The following is a 20577-nucleotide window of genomic DNA, read 5'->3' as shown; positions in this document are numbered from 1 at the left end:
GAAAACCCGACACTCTGCGCGGTTCAGAGCGCCCGGGTCACGTTGGTCAGCGAGCTGTCTTCCGGGTGTGGTTCCACGCTGAAACCCAGCTTGCGCATCAGTTTCAGCATGCCCTTGTTGCTGGCCAGCACCTCGCCGCGCATGACCTTGAGGCCCTGCTCGCGCGCCGCGTCGAACAAGGCATTCATCAGCAAGGCACCAATGCCGTGCCCCTGCCAGTGATCGGCCACCTCGAGCGCAAACTCGCAGCCTTCGTTATCCGGATCAGTAATGAAGCGCGCCACAGCCAGTTGCTCCTCCGCCCCCTGGCCGTCATCACGCACCAGTGCCAGCGCCATTTCCCGGTCGTAATCGAGCTGAGTAAAGCGCACCAACATGGTCTGCGACAGCTGCTTGATGCTGGACATATAGCGGTTATAGCGGCTCTCTTCCGACAAATTGCGCACGAAGGCCTGCTGCATCTCGGCATCCTCCGGCCGCACCGGGCGGATGGTCACCGGGGTGCCATCGGCCAGCTGCGCCTGGCGGATCTGCCGCGTCGGGTACGGCATGATGGCCATGTGGCTGTAACGCTTGCGGTCTTCACGCACGGCGGCCACCACGATGCGCGCATCCAGCGCAATGACCCCCAGGTCATCGGCCACCAGCGGGTTGATATCCAGCTCGCGCACCTGCGGCAGCTCGCATACCAGCTCGGAGACGTGCAACAGCACCTGCGCCAGCTGATCGCGGTCCACCGGCGGCATGTTCTTGAAGGCCCCCAGCAACTGACCGATGCGCGTCTTGTCGATCATGCGGTTGACCAGATAGTCATTCAGTGGCGGCAGGGCCAGCGCCCGGTCGTTCATGACCTCAACGGCAATGCCGCCGGCACCGAACGTCATCACCGGACCGAACTGGGCATCATGACTGACGCCGACCATGGTCTCGCGGGCAAAACGCCGGCGACGCATGGGCTGCACGGAAATCCCGTCGATGCGGGCATCGGGACGCGCCGAGCGGGTGCGGTCGATGATGCCGACAAAGGCCGCCCGCAGCGTGGCCTCATTGGTGATATTCAGCTCCACACCGCCGACATCCGACTTGTAGAAGATGTCCGGCGAATCGATTTTCAGCACCACCGGATAGCCGATTTCCGCCGCACAGGCCACCGCTTCGTCTTCCGTACGCGCCAGCAGGGTCTGATTGACCGGCACATGAAAGGCCGCCAGCACCTGCTTGGACTCATACTCGGAGAGCAGGGTACGGCCATCAGCCAGCGCCAGATTGATCACGGCCCGCGCCGTGGTGACATCCGGCGCCTCACGCTTGCCCTCCAGCGGCCCCGGCGTCTGCAGCAGCATTTTCTGGTTCTGATGGTAATTGGCCAGATTGCGGAATACCTCGATGGCGTACTCCGGCGCACGGAAGTGGGCGCACTTGGCCTTGCTGAACAGCTCGCGGCTTTCGGCCACCTTGGCCTCGCCGAGCCAGGACAGGAAGATCGGCTTGCTGGCCTCGCGCTGCAGGCCGATCATCAGTTGGGCCGTGGTCAGCTGATCGGTACCCGCCTGCGGGGTAAAGAGCACCAGCACGCCATCGACATTGGCATCATCGAGACAGGCTTTGACCGCGGTGCGAAAGCGCATCGGACTGGCATCGCCGATGATGTCGAGCGGATTGCCGCCGGACCAGTTACGCGGCAGCACCTGATTGAGCAGCGCCAGGGTCTCCGGTGTCAGTTGGGCCAGTTCGACGCCGTAACTGGCGACACTGTCGGCGGCCAGCACTCCCGGACCGATACCGTTGGTCACGATCGCCAGACGATTGCCCTGTACACGGAAATTGGCTGCCAGCACCTTGGCGGCAGTAAACAGCTGGGCAATGGTATCGACGCGCAGCACCCCGGCGCGCGACAGGGCGGCATCAAAGACATCGGCGCTGGCGATCAGATTGCTCGAATGCGTCAGGCCGGTTACCCCGTCTTCGTAGCGGCCGGACTTGATCACCACCACCGGCTTGGTTCGGGCCGCCGCCCGCAGGGCGCTCATGAAACGACGCGCATCATGAATGTGGTGCACGTGCAACAAAATACCCTGCGTAAAGTTGTCGGCCACCAAATAATCGAGAATTTCACCAAAGTCGACGTCGACCGCCTCCCCCACCGACACCACGCTGGAGAAGCCGATCCCCTTGCTGTCCGCCCAGTCGAGCATGGCGGTACACAGCGCACTCGACTGCGATACCAGCGCCAGATTGCCCGGGCGCACCTTACTGGTGTAATTGCTGGCATTGAAGCCGGCCACCGGGCGCATCAGTCCCAGCACATTGGGACCCAGCACCCGGATGCCGTAATGCCGCGCAATGCCGACCGACTCATTGAGAATTTCCCGCTCCAGCTGCTCGGCGTCCGAGAACTCCTTGGCCAGAAGGACCGCCTTGATCCCCTTTTTGCCACAATCGCGCATGATCGCCGGCAGGGTACGCAGCGCCGTGGTCACCACCGCCATGTCCAGCGGTGCTTCGATCTGACGCACGGACTGGTGTGCCGGCACGCCGCCGACCACCTTGTGATTGAGGTTGACCGGGAACAATTTGCCCTGAAAGTTGCCTGTCAGAAGATTGGCGAACACAGCCTGGCCAATGGAGCCCGGCGTATCGCTCGCGCCCACGACGGCGACGTTGCGAGGCGAAAACAAGGAGGTCAGATAATGCGGTTTCATCGGCGTCATCCACATTCGCATGCAATGCACGGCCAGCCTGCAGGATGGCAACTGGCCACTTTATTCGACAAGAATATCACCGCCCTCTGATTCAGTATCGTCCGACAGTCAAATCAGCGGCAAAGTGGCAATCCGGTCACAGACTTGATAACCTACGCTATTGGCCCAAACCTGCCCAAGTTGTCAGGAAGAGATGAAAGTATCATGACGAAACGTGTCGTCACCCTAGCCCACTATTACACCCAGCCCGAAGTCCAGCAGATGGCCGACAAGGTCGGCGACAGTCTGGAGCTCTCGCTGTACGCCCGTGAAGCGCAGGCGGACATCATCGTGTTTGCCGGCGTGCGCTTCATGGCGGAAACCGCCAAGATCCTCAACCCGAATGCACGGGTCATCCTGCCGGATGCCGGTTCCACCTGTTCGCTGGTCACCCAGACCGATGTCAGTGCCCTGGCCAAGTGGCGCAACAGCTACCCGGACCATGTCCATGTGTCGTACATCAACTCCAGCGCCGAACACAAGGCGCTGTCCGACTGGATTGTCACCAGCCGCAACGTGGATGACGTGATTGCCGACCTTTACAGTCAGGGCAAGAAGGTCATCTTCTCGCCGGACCGCAACATGGGCGCCTACCTGAACTTCCAGTATGGCTACGATATGCCGCTGTGGTCGGCCGTGTGCGAAGTCCACGACAAGTTCAATGAAACCGCACTCAACGAAGCCATCAGCGCGGTGGACGCGGCCCACCTGATCGCCCACCCGGAAAGCCCGCTGCCGGTCCTGCAGCGCGCCGAATACGTCGGATCGACCTCCGGCATGCTCAATTGGGTGAAAAACTATCAGGGCGATGCCAAGGACGTGATCTTCGTCGCCACCGAAGACGGCATCCTGTACAACATGCGGCTGGCCCGTCCGGATCTCGACCTGCGCCAGGCGCCGATCTATGCCGGCTGCCAGTGCAACTCCTGTCCGTACATGAAGCTCAACAGCGTCGAGGCAGTCAAACGCGCCCAGGATGGCATCGGTCTGGAAATCGACTATCTCAGCGAGGCGCAGATGGACGCCGCCCGCGTACCGATCGAACGCATGCTGGCCTTCAGCCAGCGCTACCTGGCCTGACCCGAAACCCGCCCCGTGGCGGGTTTTTGCATCACACGGCCATGATCCGACGGTTTTCTTACCCCCGTCCGGAGCGATACAATCAGCGGGTCTCCCGAGGAAATACGGCATGAAGTTTCTGATCAGCAATGACGATGGTTATCTCGCGCCGGGCATCCACGCCCTGGCCGAGACACTGGCACACTACGGCGAAGTGGTCGTCGTCGCCCCGGAACGCAACCGCTCCGGCGCCAGCAATTCGCTCACGCTGGATCGACCGCTGTCGGTACGCAAGGCATCCAACGGCTTCTTCTTCGTCAACGGCACCCCGACCGATTGCGTGCACCTGGCGGTGACCGGCCTGCTCGACTTCCGCCCCGACATGGTCATCTCCGGCATCAACCACGGTGCCAACATGGGTGATGACACGCTCTACTCCGGCACGGTGGCCGCCGCCACCGAAGGCTACCTGCTGGGCATTCCGTCGATCGCGGTCTCGCTGGCCAGCCATGCCACCGACAACATGCCGACCGCCTGCCAGGCCGTCGGGCGCCTGATCGAGCGCTGCCTGCAGCAGCCTTTCGGCCAACCAGTCCTGCTCAACGTCAATGTACCGGACGTCCTGCCCGAACAGCTCGGCGGCCTGAGCATCACCCGCCTCGGCCGCCGTCATATGGCCGAACCGGTGATCAAGACCGACACGCCGCGCGGAGAAACCGTATACTGGGTCGGCCCGCCCGGCAGCGTTCAGGACGCCGGAGCCGGCACCGACTTTCACGCCATCGCCAATCGCCGGATTTCGGTCACCCCACTGATGATCGATCTGACGGCCTATGACCAACTGGACGGGATCAATACATGGCTATGCAGCTGACTTCGCAGCGTCAGGATTACGGCATGCTGTCCGACCGGACACGCATGCGCATGGTCGAACGACTGCGCCAGGCGGGCATCCGCGACGAGCGGGTGCTGGCGGCCATGTACGAAGTTCAACGCCACCTGTTTGTCGACCAGGCCCTGGCCACCCGCGCCTACGATGATGTCTCGCTGCCTATCGGCATGCAGCAGACCATCTCCCAGCCCCTGACGGTGGCCCGCATGTCCGAACTGCTGTTTGCCGACCGCCCGATGGGCAAGGTTCTGGAGATCGGCACCGGCTGCGGTTATCAAACCGCTGTGCTACTCAAAATGGGTGCAACAGTATTTTCGATTGAACGTATCGGCGCGCTGCTGGACAAAGCCAGAAAGAACCTGCGCGCAGCCAAGCTGGTCCATGCCCGTCTGGTCCACGGAGACGGCCACTTCGGTCTGCCCGAGGCAGCTCCGTTTGACGGCATCATCATGACCGCGGCGGCCAAGGCCGTGCCGGAGGCACTGATCAGCCAGCTGGCCGAGGGCGGGCGCCTGATCATGCCGCTCGGCGACGGTGAACAGCACCTGTGGCACATCGAGAAGACCGCCAAGGGTTTGCAGAAGACCAAGCTGGATGCGGTGAAATTCGTTCCGCTGCTCCCGGGACGCGACTGACGCGTTTTAAACAGTCATGAATAGAGCAAAAATACCACAACGGTATTGTTTGACAATTTACAATTCATATCCGTTAGCATATAAAAAACCAGAATGATGATTTTGCCATCCCGTCGTACCAGTCTGCTGACTACCCTGGCCCTTGTCGGGCTGTGTGGTTGCAGCAGTTTTGTCCAGCAACCGGCTCCGGTCGAATCCGGCAGCACGGCTTCGCCGACCACGGTACGCAGCACGGCGCCAAACAGCGTTTCGCGCAGTGTGGATAGTGCGCAAACCACGCCCTACAAGGCCGATGCGCCGATGGGCAGTGCCGGCCCGGCATCCGCCAGACCGGTCGCGGTGAGCGCCGATGATGGCAAGACACACGTGGTGGCACCGGGCGAGAACCTGTTCCGGATCTCGCTGGCTCATGGGCTGAAGTATCAACAGGTTGCCACCTGGAACAATCTGCCGGACTTCAGCATCAAGGTCGGGCAGGTGCTGCGACTGACGCCTCCCGGCAGCGAAACGCCGGCGCCAAAGGCCAGTACGCCGCCAGCAACACAAATTAACGGATCTGTCAGACAGTCCCCCGTCAAGACATATCCGAAGGCTTTGAAGTTGGCATATTCTGATGCTGCTCTGCATGCAATTGGTGCAGAAAGCGAAGGCAGCAACCAGACCGCCAGCAAGAGCAGCAAACCGGCAGCCAGTGCGCCTGCCGTGGCCTCTGCCCCTGTGGCCGGCCCGACAGCGCCCGATCATGCGGCATCCGCCCCGGCGGCAAGTGCGGGCGATGACAATGTCGGCTGGATCTGGCCGGTGAATGGCAAGTTGTTGCGCGGTTTCTCCGACAACAACAAGGGTATCGACCTGGGTGGTCGCATGGGACAGGCTGTCCTGGCGGCCGGTGACGGCAAGGTGGTGTACAGCGGTAATGGACTGAGAGGTTACGGCAAACTCATCATCATCAAACATAACAAGACATTTCTATCGGCCTACGCTCACAACAGCCAGCTACTGGTCAAGGAAGGCCAGGCCGTAAAGAAAGGACAAAAAATTGCCGAAATGGGTAATACGGATGCAGATCAGGTCAAGCTGCATTTCGAGATCCGCAAATTCGGCAAGCCGGTTGATCCGACGCAGTACCTGAACAGCAAACCCTGAACGGGGGCTATCCCCAGCCAGGGTCATCTCTAGGCGGGGGAAGCATGAATAACGAACTCGATCTCCTCGAAGACGAGGAAACAGTAGAAGATGCGGGCGCCGAGGAAGCTGTAGCTGAACAAGCTGAAAGCGAAGAAGGATCCGAGGCGCCACTGGCCCACGACGAAACCGCCGATGTCACCCAGATTTATCTCAACGACATCGGCAACAACGCCCTCCTGACACCCAAAGAAGAACTGGAACTGGCCCGCCGTGTTGTACAAGGCGAGTTTGAAGCCCGGCAAAAGATGATCGAACACAACCTGCGTCTGGTTGTGAACATCGCCAAGCACTACATCAACCGGGGTCTTGCCCTGCTCGATCTGATCGAGGAAGGCAATATCGGCCTGATGCACGCCCTGGAAAAATTTGATCCCGAACGTGGTTTCCGTTTCTCGACCTACGCTACCTGGTGGATCCGTCAAAGCATCGAACGCGCCATCATGAACCAGTCGCGCACCATCCGGCTGCCGGTTCATGTCATCAAGGAACTCAACGTCTACCTGCGTGCGTCGCGCCATCTGGAGAGCCAGGTCGGGCGCGAGCCAACCCTGGAGGAGATCGCCCATCTGGTCGATCGCCCGGTCAGCGATGTGCGCCGCGTGATGAACCTCAATGAGCGCATGGCCTCGCTGGATGCACCGCTGGATATCGATCCGATGCTGTCGATCGGCGAGTCCATCCCGGACGAACAGCATGAAGAGCCGGAAATGCAGCTGCATAACACCCAGCTGGAGCGCTTTGTGCACGAGTGGATGGCGCAGCTCAACGAAAAACAGCGCATGGTGATCGAAAGACGTTATGGCCTCAACGGCCATGAGATCTGTACGCTGGAAGAACTGGCTGCTGCGCTGAACCTGACACGGGAACGTGTGCGCCAGATTCAGATCGAGGGCCTGGAACAACTGCGACGCATCCTGCGCCGCAAAGGCATCTCGAAAGACTTTTTGCTCTGACAAGCCCGGATCAATCGTTGGCGCCGACCATCGTCTCAAGCGGGGTCGGCGTTTTTCATTCCCCTGCCCCGGGTGAAACCAGCGCTTGCGGCGGCCCGCCCAGCACCTTGTACAGCAGCGCCAGATGGCTGGCACGCGCATGCAGCAGATCGACCTGCGCCGAAGCCAGCTGCAAGCCCTGCAAACGCACCAGCAAACGCTCGGTCTGTGCACTGGCGCCGGCAGAGACCGCCAGCTCGGCTCGACGCTCCTGCTGGCGCTGCAGCGCCAGCCGAGCCTCGACCCGCTGCACATCCTGTTCAAGCAACGGCTGATGACGCAGGGCCAGCGCCAGTTCGCGCAAGGCCCGTCGCAGGGTTTGCTCATAGGCCAGTGTGGCCTGCTCCCACGCCAGGCGAAGTTGCTCGCGCTGAATCCCCATGCCCGACCAGTCCAGAAATGGCAATCCCAGCTGCAGAACCCCACCGGCCGCGCTCTGAGCCAGCAAGCCTTTCAGGGTCGGACTGGCTGCGCCCAGCGTGGCGGACAGGGTGACGGTCGGCATCAGGGCCTGACGCGCCTGCACCAGCTTTGCCCAGGCCGCCGCAACACGGGCGGACTGAGCCGCCACATCCGGCCGGCGAGCCAGCACCGCGGCAGGCTGATCCGCCGGCAGCGCCGGCCACTGCGCCGGCAAGGTATCCGCCCCCGGCAAATCAGACAGTCCAGGCCGGTCGAGCAGCGCGGCCAGCCGCTCGGCGGCCTGCTCGACCTGATGACTCAGCTGCGACTGCCGTTCCCGGGCCTGCAGCCAGGCCATCTCGCTCTCATGCCGCTGACGCGGTGCCAGACTGCCATGCCGTACAGCCAGCTGATCGAGCTCGCGCAAGGCCTGACGGACCTCGACCACCTGCCCGGCCAACACCTGTTGCCGGCGCAGGGCCACCCAGTCCCAGTAGCGCATGGCCACCTCCGCCTGCAGCGACAGCCACAGGGCCTGCCGGTCGAGCTCAGCCGCTTCGACGGCATGCGCTTCTGCCTGCTTGCCCAGACGCAGGCGCTGCCAGACATCCAGCTCATAGCCCACGGCCAGATCCAGAGTGTGGCCATGGCGCAGCTCACCGCCGTCCAGTGACTGGCCGACATCCGCCGACATCCTGCCCCGGGGCCGCCAGTCCCCCTCGGCGAGCGACTGCCGCTGGCGGGCAATCAGGCGGGCTTTCTGGGCCAGCTCCAGATTGCAGCGGCCGGCTTCCGCCAGATAGCCGAGCAGGCGCGGATCGGCAAAGCCCTGCCACCATGCCAGCGTTTGTTCTGACCGGGTATCGCACACCGTCACGGCGGGCGGCGGACTCATGGCACAGCCGACACACCCCAGTGCCAGCAAGCCTGACAGCCATGCTTTCATGTTTTCACTCCCTGGCCAGTGCCACGACGGGATCCAGTCTGGCCGCCTTGCGCGCGGGGAAATAACCGAACCCGACACCGACCAGCATCGAGCAGCCAAGTGCCACCACCACCGAGGGCCAGGAGTAGCGCAACTGGATGCTGTCACTCAGCAACGGGAACACCAGACCAAACGCCAGGGCAAGGCCGATGCCGACCATGCCCCCGAGCAGGCACACCATGACCGCCTCAATCAGAAACTGCAGCAGCACATCGCGCTGACGGGCGCCGACGGCCATGCGGATGCCGATTTCACGCGTGCGCTCGGCCACGGACACCAGCATGATGTTCATCACCCCGATGCCGCCCACCAGCAGGGCAATCAGCGCCACCACCGACAACTGCAGCGACATGGTGTCATTGACGCGCTTCATCGACTGATAGATGGCATCGAGGTTGCTGGTAAAGAAATCCTTGCGGCCATGCAGGCGCGTCAGCTGGCGGGTGACCTGAGCCTCGGCCAATGCCATCGGGACACCATCGCGGATGCGCACGATCAGCATGTCGAAGTGGGCATAGCCGAACAGACGGCTGGCCGCCGTGCTGTAGGGGGTCCAGACCAGCAACTGGCTGGATCCCTCGTTGTAGCGGTCGCGATCGGTGACACCGATCACCGTCGCCGGCAGCGGCCCCAGCTGCACCACCTCGCCCAGCACCTCGCGCCGATCACCGAACAATTTGCGCCGGGTATTCGGGTCCAGCACCACCACCTGGTTTTGCTGGCGGATATCCTCCGCGCTGATCCCGCGCCCTTCGACCACTTGCCGCCCCATCACGCGGAACACATCCGCGCCCCCGCCAAACACCTGGACATCGGCATCGGCGTGACGCCACTGGGCACGCATCTTCGCGCCGCCCAGCGGCGACACGCTGTCGACATAGGAGGCGGCCGACAAGGCAGACAAATCCTCCGGTCCCAGCGTGTCGATCGATGACGCCCTGTCATCCGCCCAGTCGCTGCCACGGTAGACGTAGATGGCATTGGTCCCGATCTGGCGGATATCCTTGAGCACCGCATCGCTGGCCCCCTGTCCCAGGGCCACCACCGTAACGACCGCCGCGATACCGATCATGATGCCCAGCATGGTCAGACAGGTGCGCAGTCGATTGGCTCGCAGGGCAAACAGGGCCATGTTGAATGCATCGGCGAGATGGCCTGCACGGCGCGCCGGTGGGGCTGGCCGCTCCGGGCAGGATACGGTGGCCTGCGCGCCGGCACCGGCCGGGCCGCTGCCTCGCTGATCACGCACCACCCGGCCATCCGACAATTCGATGATGCGGCAGGCCTGGGCGGCAATCGACGGGTCGTGTGTCACGATGATGATGGTGTGACCGGCCTGATGGAGCTGATGCAGGATCGCCATCACCTCGCGCCCGCTCTGACTGTCCAGCGCCCCGGTCGGCTCATCGGCCAGAATCACCTCGCCGCCATTCATCAGCGCCCGGGCGATGCTGACCCGCTGCTGCTGCCCGCCCGACAGCAGGCATCCAGGTTTGTCGGCATGGGTCGACAGGCCCAGCCTCCCGAGCAAGGCCAGCGCCCGCTGCCGGCGTGGTGTCTGTCCCAGACCCGCATAGATGGCCGGCATGGCGACATTGTCGGCGGCATCCAGATGCGGCAACAGATGGTAGCGCTGAAAGACAAAACCAAAGCGCTCGCGCCGCAAGGCGGCCAGTGCATCGCTGTCTAGCCGCGCGGTATCCCGGCCGGCAACCCGGTAGCAACCACGGCTGGGCCGGTCCAGGCAGCCGAGCAGATTCATCAGGGTGGACTTGCCCGACCCCGAGGCGCCGATGATGGCGACCATGTCGCCGGCCTCGATCTGCAGGCTGACCTCATCCAGCACCGCCACCTCGCCGGCCGGCGAGGCAAAGTGGCGCGAAACGCGCTCCAGCCAGAGCAGGGGCTCAGCCATGACGCCCCTCCTGCAACGGCAGCCGCGCATCACTGATCACCACCTGCTCACCGGGCTGCAGTCCCTCCAGTACCTCCGCCTGGGTACGTCCACGCAAGCCGATGCGTACCCGCTGCGGACGAACGCTGCCATCCTTGCCCAGCACCCGTACCGAGTGCCAGTTGCCCTCTTCGGCCTCATCGTCCAGGGCCATCAGCGGGACGGCCACCACCTGGCGTGCCTCGGCCAACACGATGCTGACCTGAGCCGTCATCTCGGTTCGCAGCTGCTGCGGATTATCGACATCAAACTGCACATAAAAGTACAGCGCGTTATTGATGCGCTGCGGCGTCGGCAGCACTTCACCCACCCGGCCCTCATAGCGCTGAGCCGGATGACCCAGCAGCGAAAACCAGGCCTTCTGTCCCGGGTGAATGCGCAGGATATCGGCCTCGGAGACATTGGCCCTGACGCGGAGACGGGACAGATCCCCCAGCTTGAGAATGGTCGGCGCCTGCTGTGCCGCAATCACCGTCTGCCCTTCACGGGTTTCGATCGCCAGCACCTCGCCATCCATGGGCGCCTCAATGCGGGTATAGGCCAATCGGGTACGCTGCTGCTCAACCATCAGTCCGGCACGGCGGATGCGCGCCCTGACCCCCGCCAGATCCGCCGCGAGCTGCGCCCGCTGGCTATGCGCCTGCTGCAGCTCGCGCTCCGCGCTGACCCCGCCGGCATGTAACTGTTGCTGACGATGCAGCTCACGGTCGGCATAGTGGTAACGCACGCTCAGCCCGCGCGCCTCGGACTGCAACACGGCCAGCTCCGCCAGGGCGATCTGCAGCTCGCTCCGGGCCAGGCGCGGATCAATCTCGGCCAGCAGCTGGCCTTTGCGCACCCGCTGACCGGCGACCACATACAGATGCTTCAGTTGCCCGCTGACCTGGGCGCCCACATCGACGGTCCGGATCGGTTGTAATTGGCCACTGGCTTGCACCGCGCTGACAATGTCGCTGCGCACGATGGTCTCGGTCAGTGGTGCCGGCGCCGGGCTACGGACGGTTCTGTGCCACAACCACCAGGCCCCGGAGCTGCACAATGCCGACAGCAGGATAATCCATCCAATACGCTTCATCCTGCTGGCTTTTCGCCAAAACGCAACCATTCTATATTTCATGTATATGTCATGCTCGCAGCAATGGGCAACGGGCACTCAGACACAGGCATCAGGCAGATAGTTCTTTACTGGACGCCGCCAATTCCCCGCCATATCGCCGCCACTTTCCCGGCAAAGCTGATTCAGCCAATGCTTTCTTGTTATTGATTTCCGGGGGAATTTCGACCAATATTTATTGAAAATACATATGCTCGCGCACAAGAGCGACAGAGGGGAGATCGTGTTTACCTGGTTGAAGACCCAATGGCACCGTACCGGTCTGACGGCGTATGTCACCCACCCGGACTGTCTCCAGCACAATATGGGCGTGGGTCACCCCGAATGTCCGGAGCGCCTGATCGCCATCCGTGATCAACTGATGGCCTCCCAGATCTTCGACACCCTGCAGGAAGTCGAAGCCCCCGAAGTGACCGAACAACAACTGGCGCGCATCCATCCGCCGCGCTATGTGGAATACATTGAAGCCAGTGTGCCGACCGTCGGCACCTTCCGTGTCGATCCGGATACCGCCATGTCACCCGGGACACTGAAAGCGGCGCGCCGGGCCGCCGGAGCCGTGGTCAAGGCTGTCGATCTGGTGTGTGAAGAGAAGGTACCGAACGCTTTCTGTGCCATCCGCCCGCCGGGACACCATGCGGAAAGCGCCAAATCCATGGGCTTCTGTTTTTTCAACAATATTGCCATCGGTGTCGCGCACGCCCTGTCGGCCTACAAGCTGGAGCGCGTGGCCATCATTGATTTCGATGTCCATCACGGCAATGGCACGGAAGAAATTTTCCACAACGATCCGCGCGTGATGATGGTGTCGATTTTCCAGCACCCCTTCTACCCCTACTGTGGCGACAAGCCACAGGGCCCCAACATGCACAATGTGCCGCTGCGCGCTGGCAGCAGCGGCGCCGCCTTCCGTGAGGTGGTGGAGAATGTCTGGCTGCCTGAGCTGCACAACTTCCAGCCCGAGATGATCTTCATTTCAGCCGGTTTCGATGCCCATCGCGAAGACGATATGGGCTCGCTCGGCCTGGTCGAAGCCGATTACGAATGGGTGACGCGGCATCTGGTGCAGATTGCCGACCTGTACTGTCAGGGAAGGATTGTGTCGGTTCTGGAAGGCGGCTATGACCTCTCCTCGCTCGGACGCAGCGTGACCGCTCACATTCGCGTGCTGTCGGACGGTTAAGTCTCACCAGGCAACAAGACGGCCAGCTGCCGTGCCGCACGTTCAAGCTGGCGTCGGCTCACGGCGGCCCCCAAGGCCAGCCGCACCCCCTCTGGCGCCGCTCTTCCCACCGCCAGGTCCTGCCCATCCACCAACCAGATTCCCGCCTCGCGCAATCGGGAAATCAGTGCCGTCGAATGGCCCTCGACGGGCAGCCAGCGGTGGGGACAATGGCAGACTGGCCTGTTGGCCAGACCGAGCGCACGATCCAGCAATCGATGCCGTGCGGCCAGCTCCTGGCGCTGCCAGTTCAGCCGACGGCTTGCTTCACCAGTACGAATCAGCCGGCAGCCAAGCGCAAGCATCAGGGGACTGAGCTGCCAACCGGTAAGGTGCAAGGCATCCTCGGCACGCGGTGCCAGCGTGGGCGGTGCAGCCAGCATGCCCAGACGCAATCCGGGGGCCACGGTTTTGGACAGGGAGGTCAGATAAAGAGTACGCTCCGGGGCCAACATGGCCAGTGGCGGCAAGCGCGTTGCTGTCAGCAGTCCATAGACATCCTCTTCAATCAGCGTCACCCCGCGGCGCCGGGCCACCTCAACTAGCGCCAGACGACGAGCCAGCCCCATCGTCGCCCCTGTCGGATTTTGCAGGTTCGACGACACAATCGCCACGCGCACGCCACGCTGCGCCACGGTATCCAGGCTGTCCGGCCGCACGCCCTCGGCATCCATCGCCAAACCATGCAACTGCAGTCCCCGCATGGCAGCCAGCGCCTGTACCCCCGGGTAGGTCAGACACTCCACCGCCACGTCACGTCCGCCATGCGCCATGGCCAATGCCTGATCCAGCGCATGTTGTGCGCCAGCGCACAGCAGGATGGCAAACTGCCCGGTGTCCAGGCCGCACAACCCCAGCCAGTCGGCCACATCCGCCTGCGCGTCCAGCCACTCGCTCGCCGTGCAGTATCGCATCCACGCTTCGGCCCCCTGCTCCTGCAACATGGCCATCAACATCTTCTCGACGGTCCGATCCCGCAGATCCTGCGCCGGTACGTTGCTGGACAAATCGATGCGTTCGTCAGTCAAGTCACGCTGAGGCGCGAACAGACCAGAGGCAAGCACCCGATCCCGGACAACGGTGCCGCGCCGCCCCTGGCCGACAATCAACCCGCGCTGTTCAGCGAGGCCATAGGCACGCGTCACCGTGCTGAGATGGATACCTAGCAAATCCGCCAGCAACCGTTGCGGTGGCAACACCTCTCCCGCCTGCAATCGCCCGGCGCGGATGTCATGGCGGATGGCCTCTGCTATCTGCAAAAACATCGGCCCTTGTCCGGGACGCAAACGTGGCAGCCAGTTTGTCATGAAGACAATCCTGTCAGAAATGAAGACATACTAAGCCTATCTGCAAACAGAGAAGGACTGGAGATGAAAACCATCGGACTAATCGGCGGCATGAGCTGGGAGTCCTCAGCCCATTATTACCAACTGATCAACCAGTCCGTGAAGGCCAGACTGGGCGGTCAGCACAATGCACGCAGCCTGCTGCTGACCGTGGATTTTGCCGAGATTGAAACCCTGCAGGTACAGGGTGACTGGCAGGCGCTGGCGGACAAGATGGCCTGCGCCGCACGCCAGCTGGCGGCCGGGGGCGCAGATGGCATCGTGCTGTGTACCAACACCATGCACAAACTGGCTCCGGTCATTGAGGCAGCCAGTCCCCTGCCTTTGCTGCACATCGCCGATGCCACTGGCAAAGCACTGCGCCAGGCCGGTATCGACAAGGTCGGGCTGCTGGGAACGCGCTATACCATGGAGCAGGACTTTTATCGCCAGCGACTGACATCAGGGCACGGGATCGATGTACTGATACCCCAGGTACACGACCGCGAAGACGTGCACCGCATTATCTATGAGGAACTTTGCCAGGGGATTTTGCGTGAGGACTCACGCCAGCTGTATGGCCAAATCATGGCCCGCCTGCAACAACAAGGGGCACAGGCCATTGTGCTGGGCTGTACGGAAATCGGCCTGCTGATCAAGCAGGCCGACTCGGCATTACCCGTATTTGATACCACCGTCCTGCACGCCGAGGCAGCCGTCGAGTGGGCACTGGCGACGTGATTACTGATGCGGATCGGCCGGCGCCCGGGCCTTTTCGCCGATCTTCTTTTCCTGGCGGGTCAGCAGCTTGAGCAGATTGTCGCGGTGGCGGTAGAACACCAGCAGCCCGATCACCAGGGTGATACCCATTTCCGGCGTGCCACGCGGCATGAGGAAGGTGGCGAACAGCGGGGACAGGCCCAGCGACAGCATGGCGGCCAGCGAGGAGTAGCGCCAGATAAAGGCCACCAGCAACCAGGTCACCACGACGGTCAGACCAAGCAGCAAATTCAGGCCGAACATCACGCCAATGGCGGTGGCCACGCCCTTGCCGCCCTTGAAGTTGAAGAACATCGGCCACATGTGGCCGATCACCACGGCCAGGGCGACCCAGGCCACACCGGCTGCATCAACGCCATATTGCGGGCCAAGCCAGCGGGCAAGCAGCACGGCAACCAGCCCCTTGATGGCGTCACCCAGCAGGGTCAGCGCCGCGGCCGCTTTGTTGCCGCTGCGCAGCACATTGGTCGCCCCCGGATTCTTGGAGCCATAGCTGCGGGGATCCTGAATGCCCATGACCTTGCTGACGATCACGGCAAAGGACAGCGAGCCGATGATGTAGGCAGCGCAAGTAAAGACAAAATCAATGGGGGACATCAGGGCATGGACTGTCGGAGACATGTTATATCCACTAGAATGCAAAGTCTCAGATTCTACGGTATCAAGCGGCATTCCCCAACAGCCGCCATCGGATGGACATCATTTTTTTGCGCGAAATGCGCGCCGAGACCATTATCGGCATATACGACTGGGAAAAAACCACGCCGCAGACCATCGAAATCGATATGGAAATCGGCATTCCCAGCGAAGCACCCTGTCACAGCGATGACATCAGCGACACCATCCATTACGGTGTGGTGGTCGATCGTCTGCGCCATGCCCTGGCCGAAAGGCACTTTCTGCTGATCGAAGCCCTGGCGGAATACATTGCCAAGGTCGTGCGCGAAGATTTCGGCTCGCCCTGGGTCAAGGTATCCGTCAGCAAGCTCGGCATCCTGCCTGGCGTGAAGCGGGTCGGCGTCTGCATCGAGCGCGGCCATCGGCCACGCTGAGCCTCCTTAACCGGTAAAGCCGAACGCAAACGGCAGCTGGCGGCCGGCCATACGCTCGGCCAGCGCCTTGCCGGAGCCTGGCCCTTCGGTCAGCCCCAGGGTACCGTGTCCGGTATTCAGATACAGGTTGGCCAGTCGCGAACGGCCGATCAGAGGCACATTGCCCGGCGTACTGGGACGCAGGCCGCTCCAGAAGCTGGCCTGATCCCAATGTGCACAGGCTTCGGGCACCAGGACACGGGCACGGCGGATCAGCGCCTGACAACGCGCCGGATTCAGATGGGTGGAGTAGCCCGCCAGCTCGGCCGTCCCGGCAATGCGCAGCGTCGAACCCAGCCGTGTCAGCACGATCTTGTAATCCTCGTCGGTAATGCTCACCAGCGGCGCCTGCGCCTCATCGGCCAGCGGCACCGTGGCCGAATAGCCCTTGGTAGGATAGACCGGCAAGGACAGGCCAACTGTCCGCGCCAGCAGCGGGGAATAGCTGCCAAGCGCCAGGACGTAGGCATCCGCCCTGACGGTACGGTACTGGCCATCCTCATCGGTCACCGAGACACCGCTGACACGGTCGCCATCAGCCTCCAGGGCATTGATGCGGGTATTGAAACGGAAGCGCACGCCACGTGCCGCCGCATGCTGCGCCAACTGGGCCGTGAACAAATGCACACAGCCTGACTCGTCATCCGGACAGTAGGTCCCGCCGGCCAGCTGGCCGGCCACCGGAGATAGCGCAGGCTCGATGTCCAGCAACTCCTCGCGCGACACCACCCGCTTCTGCACACCGTAACCCTGCATGACCCGACAGGTCGCCGCCGCTTCGTCCAGGCCCTGCTGCGAGGCAATCAGGGTCACGATGCCGCGTTCCAGATTGTCGTAACGCAGGCCCAGAGTCTGGCGCAACTCGGCAAACGTGTCGCGGCTGTATTTGCCCAGTGCCAGCATCTGCCGCATGTTGCGATCGAAACGGCCGGGCAGGCACTCGCGCAGGAAGCCGGCCATCCAGCGCCACTGAGCGGGATCCAGCCGGGGGCGGAACAACAGCGGAGAATCCTCCCGCCCGAGCCAGCGCAGGATCTGCAGCGGCGCCCCCGGATAAGCCCAGGGCTCCGACTGACTGACCGAAATCTGTCCACCATTGGCGAAACTGGTCTCGCGCGCCGGCCCGCAGGCACGATCGATCACTTCCACCTCATGACCATCACACGCCAGAAACCAGGCGGTGCTGACCCCCACTACTCCTGCCCCCAGTACCGCTACCTTCATGGTGCTCCTTAACGTCCCTTGGCCAGCTCGCCCGGTTTATGCCCGGCATCGCCCCTGGGGGCATGCTCATACACGGTCTTGCCGCGCAGGCGGAAATAATCCGAAGCAAAATAGAAATTCTCGGAGTGACCGACAAACAACAAACCATCGGGACGCAGCAAGGGGGCAAAGCGCTTGAGGATCGCGAACTGCGTATCGCGATCAAAGTAGATCATCACATTGCGGCAGAAGATCGCGTCAAACTGCTTGTGCACCGACCACTGCGGCTCGATCAGATTCAGCCGGGAGAAGGTGATCATATTGCGCAGCTGGGATTTCGCCTGATAGGTACCATCCGGCAATTTGTCGAAATACTTGCTGGCATGCCCCGTGGGCAGCCTGGCCACCTTGTCGGCGGGATAGATCCCCTTGCGACCGGTTTCCAGCACCAGCGTATCCAGGTCCGTGGCGACAATATTGACCTTCGGACCGGTGCCGCGCAGCGTTTCCAGTGCGGTCATGGCCAGGGAATAAGGTTCTTCGCCTGTCGACGAAGCGGCACACCAGATATTGATCTCGGTCGCCCCTGCCGCCACCCGCTTCTTCAAATGTTCCGCCAGCAGCGGAAAATGATGCTCCTCGCGGAAGAAGAAAGTCAGGTTGGTGGTCAGGGCATTGACGAACTGTTCGAACTCGCGCTTGCCCTGGATTGATTCCAGCAAGTCCAGGTAGGCCGCAAAACCTGCCAGTTTCAGTTCGCGAATACGGCGCACCAGGCGACCGTAAACCATGTCCTTCTTGGAGGTATTCAGCGAAATCCCGGCCTCTTTGTATATCAGCTTGCGGATACGTTCAAAGTCGGCGTCGGTGAAATTGAATTCGCGGCTGAATTCAACCTTGGGCATCGTCAGAGGTGGCTGCTTGTCCATGTCGATCCAAATAAAAAAGCCTGGGAATACCCCAGGCTTTTATCTTATCGCAAAAAACCTTACACCGAGAACGAAGATCCACAACCGCAGGTGGTAGTGGCATTCGGATTCTTGATGACGAACTGGGAGCCTTCCAGGCTTTCCTGATAATCGATTTCCGCGCCGACCAGATACTGGTAGCTCATCGGATCCACCAGGAAGGTCACGCCTTCGCGGGCGATCTGGGTATCATCTTCATTCACCAGCTCATCGAAGGTGAAGCCGTACTGGAAGCCGGAACAACCACCACCGGTGACGAACACCCGCAGTTTCAGATCGGGGTTACCTTCTTCAGCGATCAGTTCGCGCACCTTGCTGCATGCGCTGTCGGTGAAATTGATCGGGGACAGCACTTCAGTCGTTTCAGTCATGATTAGCCTCTAAAGCGTTGAGCCGGACAGCGGCTTTCCTACTATTTTAGTAGGATATGGTGGCGTCTGGCGAGAAATTCAACATCAGGGCAGCAAGGGTACGACCGCCAGCCCGGCAGACTCCGGCAAGCCGAACATCAGGTTCATGTTCTGCACCGCCTGACCGGCCGCCCCCTTGACCAGATTGTCGATCACCGACAGCACCACCACCATGTCACCGCCCTGCGGCCGATACACCGCCATACGGCACAGATTGGCCCCTCGTACCGAGCGGGTTTCCGGCTGACTGCCTGCCGGCATGACATCCACAAATGGCTCATCGGCATAACGCGATTCATACAAAGACTGCAGATCCACCTCGGTCGTCAGGCGCGCATAGAGCGTCGCATGAATACCACGGATCATCGGCGTGAGGTGCGGTACAAAGGTCAGACCGACGGCATTCCGGGACAGGCGCGACAGGCCCTGGCGAATTTCCGGCAAGTGACGATGGCCAGCCACACCATAAGCCTTGAAGGAATCGCCGGTCTCGCAGAACAGCGCCCCCACCTCGGCCTTGCGACCGGCACCGGAAACGCCCGACTTGCAATCGGCGATCAGCGAAGACGCGTCGACCACTCCCGCCTCGATCAGCGGCAGGAAGCCCAACTGCACCGCCGTGGGATAACACCCCGGATTGGCCACCAGACGGGCAGAGGCAATCGCCTCGCGATTCACCTCCGGCAGGCCATAGACCGCGTCGGCAATCAGATCCGGACAGGCATGCGTCATGCCGTACCACTGTTGCCATTGCTCGACATCGCGCAGGCGAAAATCTGCCGACAGATCGATGACACGCACCCCGGCCTCCAGCAGGCGGCGGGCATCCTGCATGGCGACACCATTCGGCGTGGCGAAAAACACCACATCACAGTCGCTCAGCGATGCCTCATCCGGTGAAGAAAAGGCCAGATCCACATGGCCGCGCAGACTGGGAAACATATGGTCGATGCGCATACCGGCTTCCTTGCGGGATGTCACGCTCACCACACTGACCGACGGGTGCCCCGCCAGCAGCCGCAAAAGTTCAACGCCGGTATACCCGGTCCCGCCTACGATGCCTACCTTGATCATGCCGTCACCCAAACGTAAATTCATGTCGCAAAGGCGACATTATCCCGTTCAAGCCTCTTGCAATGCAACAAGCCGTCCGTGAAAAGGGCAATAAAAAAGCCGCCCGAGGGCGGCTTTTTTTGTAAAACAGGTAATCCGGCGATTAACGCTTGGAGAACTGCTTGGCACGACGGGCCTTGCGCAGACCGACCTTCTTACGTTCAACTTCACGGGCATCGCGGGTAACGAAGCCGGCGTTGGACAGGGCAGCCTTCAGATCGGCGTTGTAGTCGATCAGAGCGCGGGTGATGCCGTGACGGATCGCGCCGGCCTGGCCGGTTTCACCGCCGCCAACAACGTTGACCTTGATGTCGAAGGATTCGAGATTTTCGGTCAGCGCCAGCGGCTGGCGAATCACCATGCGGCCGGTTTCACGGGCGAAGTACTCGTCAACCGGCTTGCCGTTGACGATGATCTGGCCGTTACCCTTTTGCATGAAAACGCGCGCAACCGAACTCTTGCGACGGCCGGTACCGTAGTAGTATTTACCGTTCATCTTTTAG

The 20577-nt window shown here is 61.9% G+C and carries 19 protein-coding genes; 8 read left to right on the top strand and 11 right to left on the bottom strand.

The window, feature by feature from the left end:
- Positions 1 to 23 precede the first annotated feature (23 nt).
- Positions 24 to 2702, bottom strand: coding sequence for a bifunctional acetate--CoA ligase family protein/GNAT family N-acetyltransferase (locus JNO51_RS02780; protein ID WP_215781091.1), 2679 nt, complete (start codon positions 2700 to 2702; stop codon positions 24 to 26).
- Between the two features lie 204 nt (positions 2703 to 2906).
- On the opposite strand from JNO51_RS02780, the gene nadA reads away from it, so the two are divergent.
- From nadA to rpoS, 5 genes are all read left to right on the top strand, one after another.
- On the top strand, positions 2907 to 3821 hold the full coding sequence (gene nadA / locus JNO51_RS02775) for a quinolinate synthase NadA (protein WP_215781089.1): 915 nt from the start codon (positions 2907 to 2909) through the stop codon (positions 3819 to 3821).
- Between the two features lie 109 nt (positions 3822 to 3930).
- Positions 3931 to 4674, top strand: a complete 744-nt coding sequence (gene surE / locus JNO51_RS02770) for a 5'/3'-nucleotidase SurE (RefSeq protein WP_215781087.1) — start codon at positions 3931 to 3933, stop codon at positions 4672 to 4674.
- Positions 4659 to 5327, top strand: a complete 669-nt coding sequence (locus JNO51_RS02765) for a protein-L-isoaspartate(D-aspartate) O-methyltransferase (protein ID WP_215781085.1) — start codon at positions 4659 to 4661, stop codon at positions 5325 to 5327. The genes surE and JNO51_RS02765 overlap by 16 nt, the downstream gene beginning before the upstream one ends.
- A gap of 93 nt (positions 5328 to 5420) precedes the next feature.
- A complete protein-coding gene (locus tag JNO51_RS02760; RefSeq protein ID WP_215781082.1) occupies positions 5421 to 6473 on the top strand; it encodes a peptidoglycan DD-metalloendopeptidase family protein in 1053 nt (350 codons plus the stop codon).
- Between the two features lie 44 nt (positions 6474 to 6517).
- On the top strand, positions 6518 to 7468 hold the full coding sequence (gene rpoS, locus JNO51_RS02755; RefSeq protein ID WP_215781071.1) for an RNA polymerase sigma factor RpoS: 951 nt from the start codon (positions 6518 to 6520) through the stop codon (positions 7466 to 7468).
- Positions 7469 to 7523: 55 nt separating this feature from the next.
- Here the strand turns inward: rpoS and JNO51_RS02750 are convergent, their stop codons facing one another.
- The 3 genes from JNO51_RS02750 to JNO51_RS02740 are packed head-to-tail and all read right to left on the bottom strand — an operon-like array spanning position 7524 to position 11923.
- Entirely contained in the window at positions 7524 to 8855 is a 1332-nt protein-coding gene (locus JNO51_RS02750; RefSeq protein WP_215781068.1) for a TolC family protein, read from the bottom strand.
- Positions 8856 to 8859: 4 nt separating this feature from the next.
- Complete coding sequence (locus JNO51_RS02745; protein ID WP_215781066.1) at positions 8860 to 10809, bottom strand: ABC transporter permease; 1950 nt, start codon at positions 10807 to 10809, stop codon at positions 8860 to 8862.
- Positions 10802 to 11923 carry an efflux RND transporter periplasmic adaptor subunit gene (locus JNO51_RS02740; RefSeq protein WP_215781064.1) on the bottom strand — a complete coding sequence of 374 codons (1122 nt, stop codon included), beginning with the start codon at positions 11921 to 11923 and terminating at the stop codon, positions 10802 to 10804. Before JNO51_RS02740 ends, JNO51_RS02745 begins: the two co-directional genes overlap by 8 nt.
- Positions 11924 to 12185: 262 nt before the next feature.
- Between JNO51_RS02740 and JNO51_RS02735 the strand changes: the two genes are divergently transcribed.
- Positions 12186 to 13145, top strand: a complete 960-nt coding sequence (locus JNO51_RS02735) for a histone deacetylase family protein (protein ID WP_252346167.1) — start codon at positions 12186 to 12188, stop codon at positions 13143 to 13145.
- Here the strand turns inward: JNO51_RS02735 and JNO51_RS02730 are convergent.
- Positions 13142 to 14491, bottom strand: a complete 1350-nt coding sequence (locus JNO51_RS02730) for a PLP-dependent aminotransferase family protein (protein ID WP_215781060.1) — start codon at positions 14489 to 14491, stop codon at positions 13142 to 13144. The genes JNO51_RS02735 and JNO51_RS02730 overlap by 4 nt on opposite strands.
- Before the next feature lie 63 nt (positions 14492 to 14554).
- On the opposite strand from JNO51_RS02730, the gene JNO51_RS02725 reads away from it, so the two are divergent.
- Positions 14555 to 15250 carry an aspartate/glutamate racemase family protein gene (locus JNO51_RS02725; protein ID WP_215781057.1) on the top strand — a complete coding sequence of 232 codons (696 nt, stop codon included), beginning with the start codon at positions 14555 to 14557 and terminating at the stop codon, positions 15248 to 15250.
- On the opposite strand, the gene plsY is transcribed toward JNO51_RS02725, so the two are convergent.
- The gene (plsY, locus tag JNO51_RS02720) at positions 15251 to 15910 is read right to left on the bottom strand and encodes a glycerol-3-phosphate 1-O-acyltransferase PlsY (protein WP_252346166.1); all 660 of its coding nucleotides are present in this window, start codon (positions 15908 to 15910) and stop codon (positions 15251 to 15253) included.
- Between the two features lie 71 nt (positions 15911 to 15981).
- Here plsY and JNO51_RS02715 point away from each other — a divergent pair, with 71 nt between their 5' ends.
- Positions 15982 to 16341 carry a dihydroneopterin aldolase gene (locus tag JNO51_RS02715; RefSeq protein ID WP_215781055.1) on the top strand — a complete coding sequence of 120 codons (360 nt, stop codon included), beginning with the start codon at positions 15982 to 15984 and terminating at the stop codon, positions 16339 to 16341.
- A gap of 6 nt (positions 16342 to 16347) precedes the next feature.
- Here JNO51_RS02715 and JNO51_RS02710 read toward each other — a convergent pair whose 3' ends face one another.
- The 5 genes from JNO51_RS02710 to rpsI form a co-directional block, all read right to left on the bottom strand.
- Positions 16348 to 17604, bottom strand: a complete 1257-nt coding sequence (locus tag JNO51_RS02710; RefSeq protein ID WP_215781052.1) for a D-amino acid dehydrogenase — start codon at positions 17602 to 17604, stop codon at positions 16348 to 16350.
- A gap of 8 nt (positions 17605 to 17612) precedes the next feature.
- A complete protein-coding gene (locus tag JNO51_RS02705) occupies positions 17613 to 18512 on the bottom strand; it encodes a CheR family methyltransferase (RefSeq protein WP_215781050.1) in 900 nt (299 codons plus the stop codon).
- Between the two features lie 59 nt (positions 18513 to 18571).
- A complete protein-coding gene (gene erpA / locus JNO51_RS02700) occupies positions 18572 to 18922 on the bottom strand; it encodes an iron-sulfur cluster insertion protein ErpA (RefSeq protein ID WP_215781048.1) in 351 nt (116 codons plus the stop codon).
- A gap of 84 nt (positions 18923 to 19006) precedes the next feature.
- A complete protein-coding gene (argC, locus tag JNO51_RS02695; protein ID WP_215782642.1) occupies positions 19007 to 20035 on the bottom strand; it encodes an N-acetyl-gamma-glutamyl-phosphate reductase in 1029 nt (342 codons plus the stop codon).
- A 142-nt stretch (positions 20036 to 20177) separates the two neighbouring features.
- Entirely contained in the window at positions 20178 to 20570 is a 393-nt protein-coding gene (gene rpsI, locus JNO51_RS02690; RefSeq protein WP_215781046.1) for a 30S ribosomal protein S9, read from the bottom strand.
- Between the last annotated feature and the right edge of the window lie 7 nt (positions 20571 to 20577).

It is taken from the genome of Paludibacterium sp. B53371 (genome assembly GCF_018802765.1).
In the GTDB taxonomy this organism is placed as follows: domain Bacteria; phylum Pseudomonadota; class Gammaproteobacteria; order Burkholderiales; family Chromobacteriaceae; genus Paludibacterium.
This window is presented reverse-complemented; position numbering and strand designations above follow the sequence as displayed.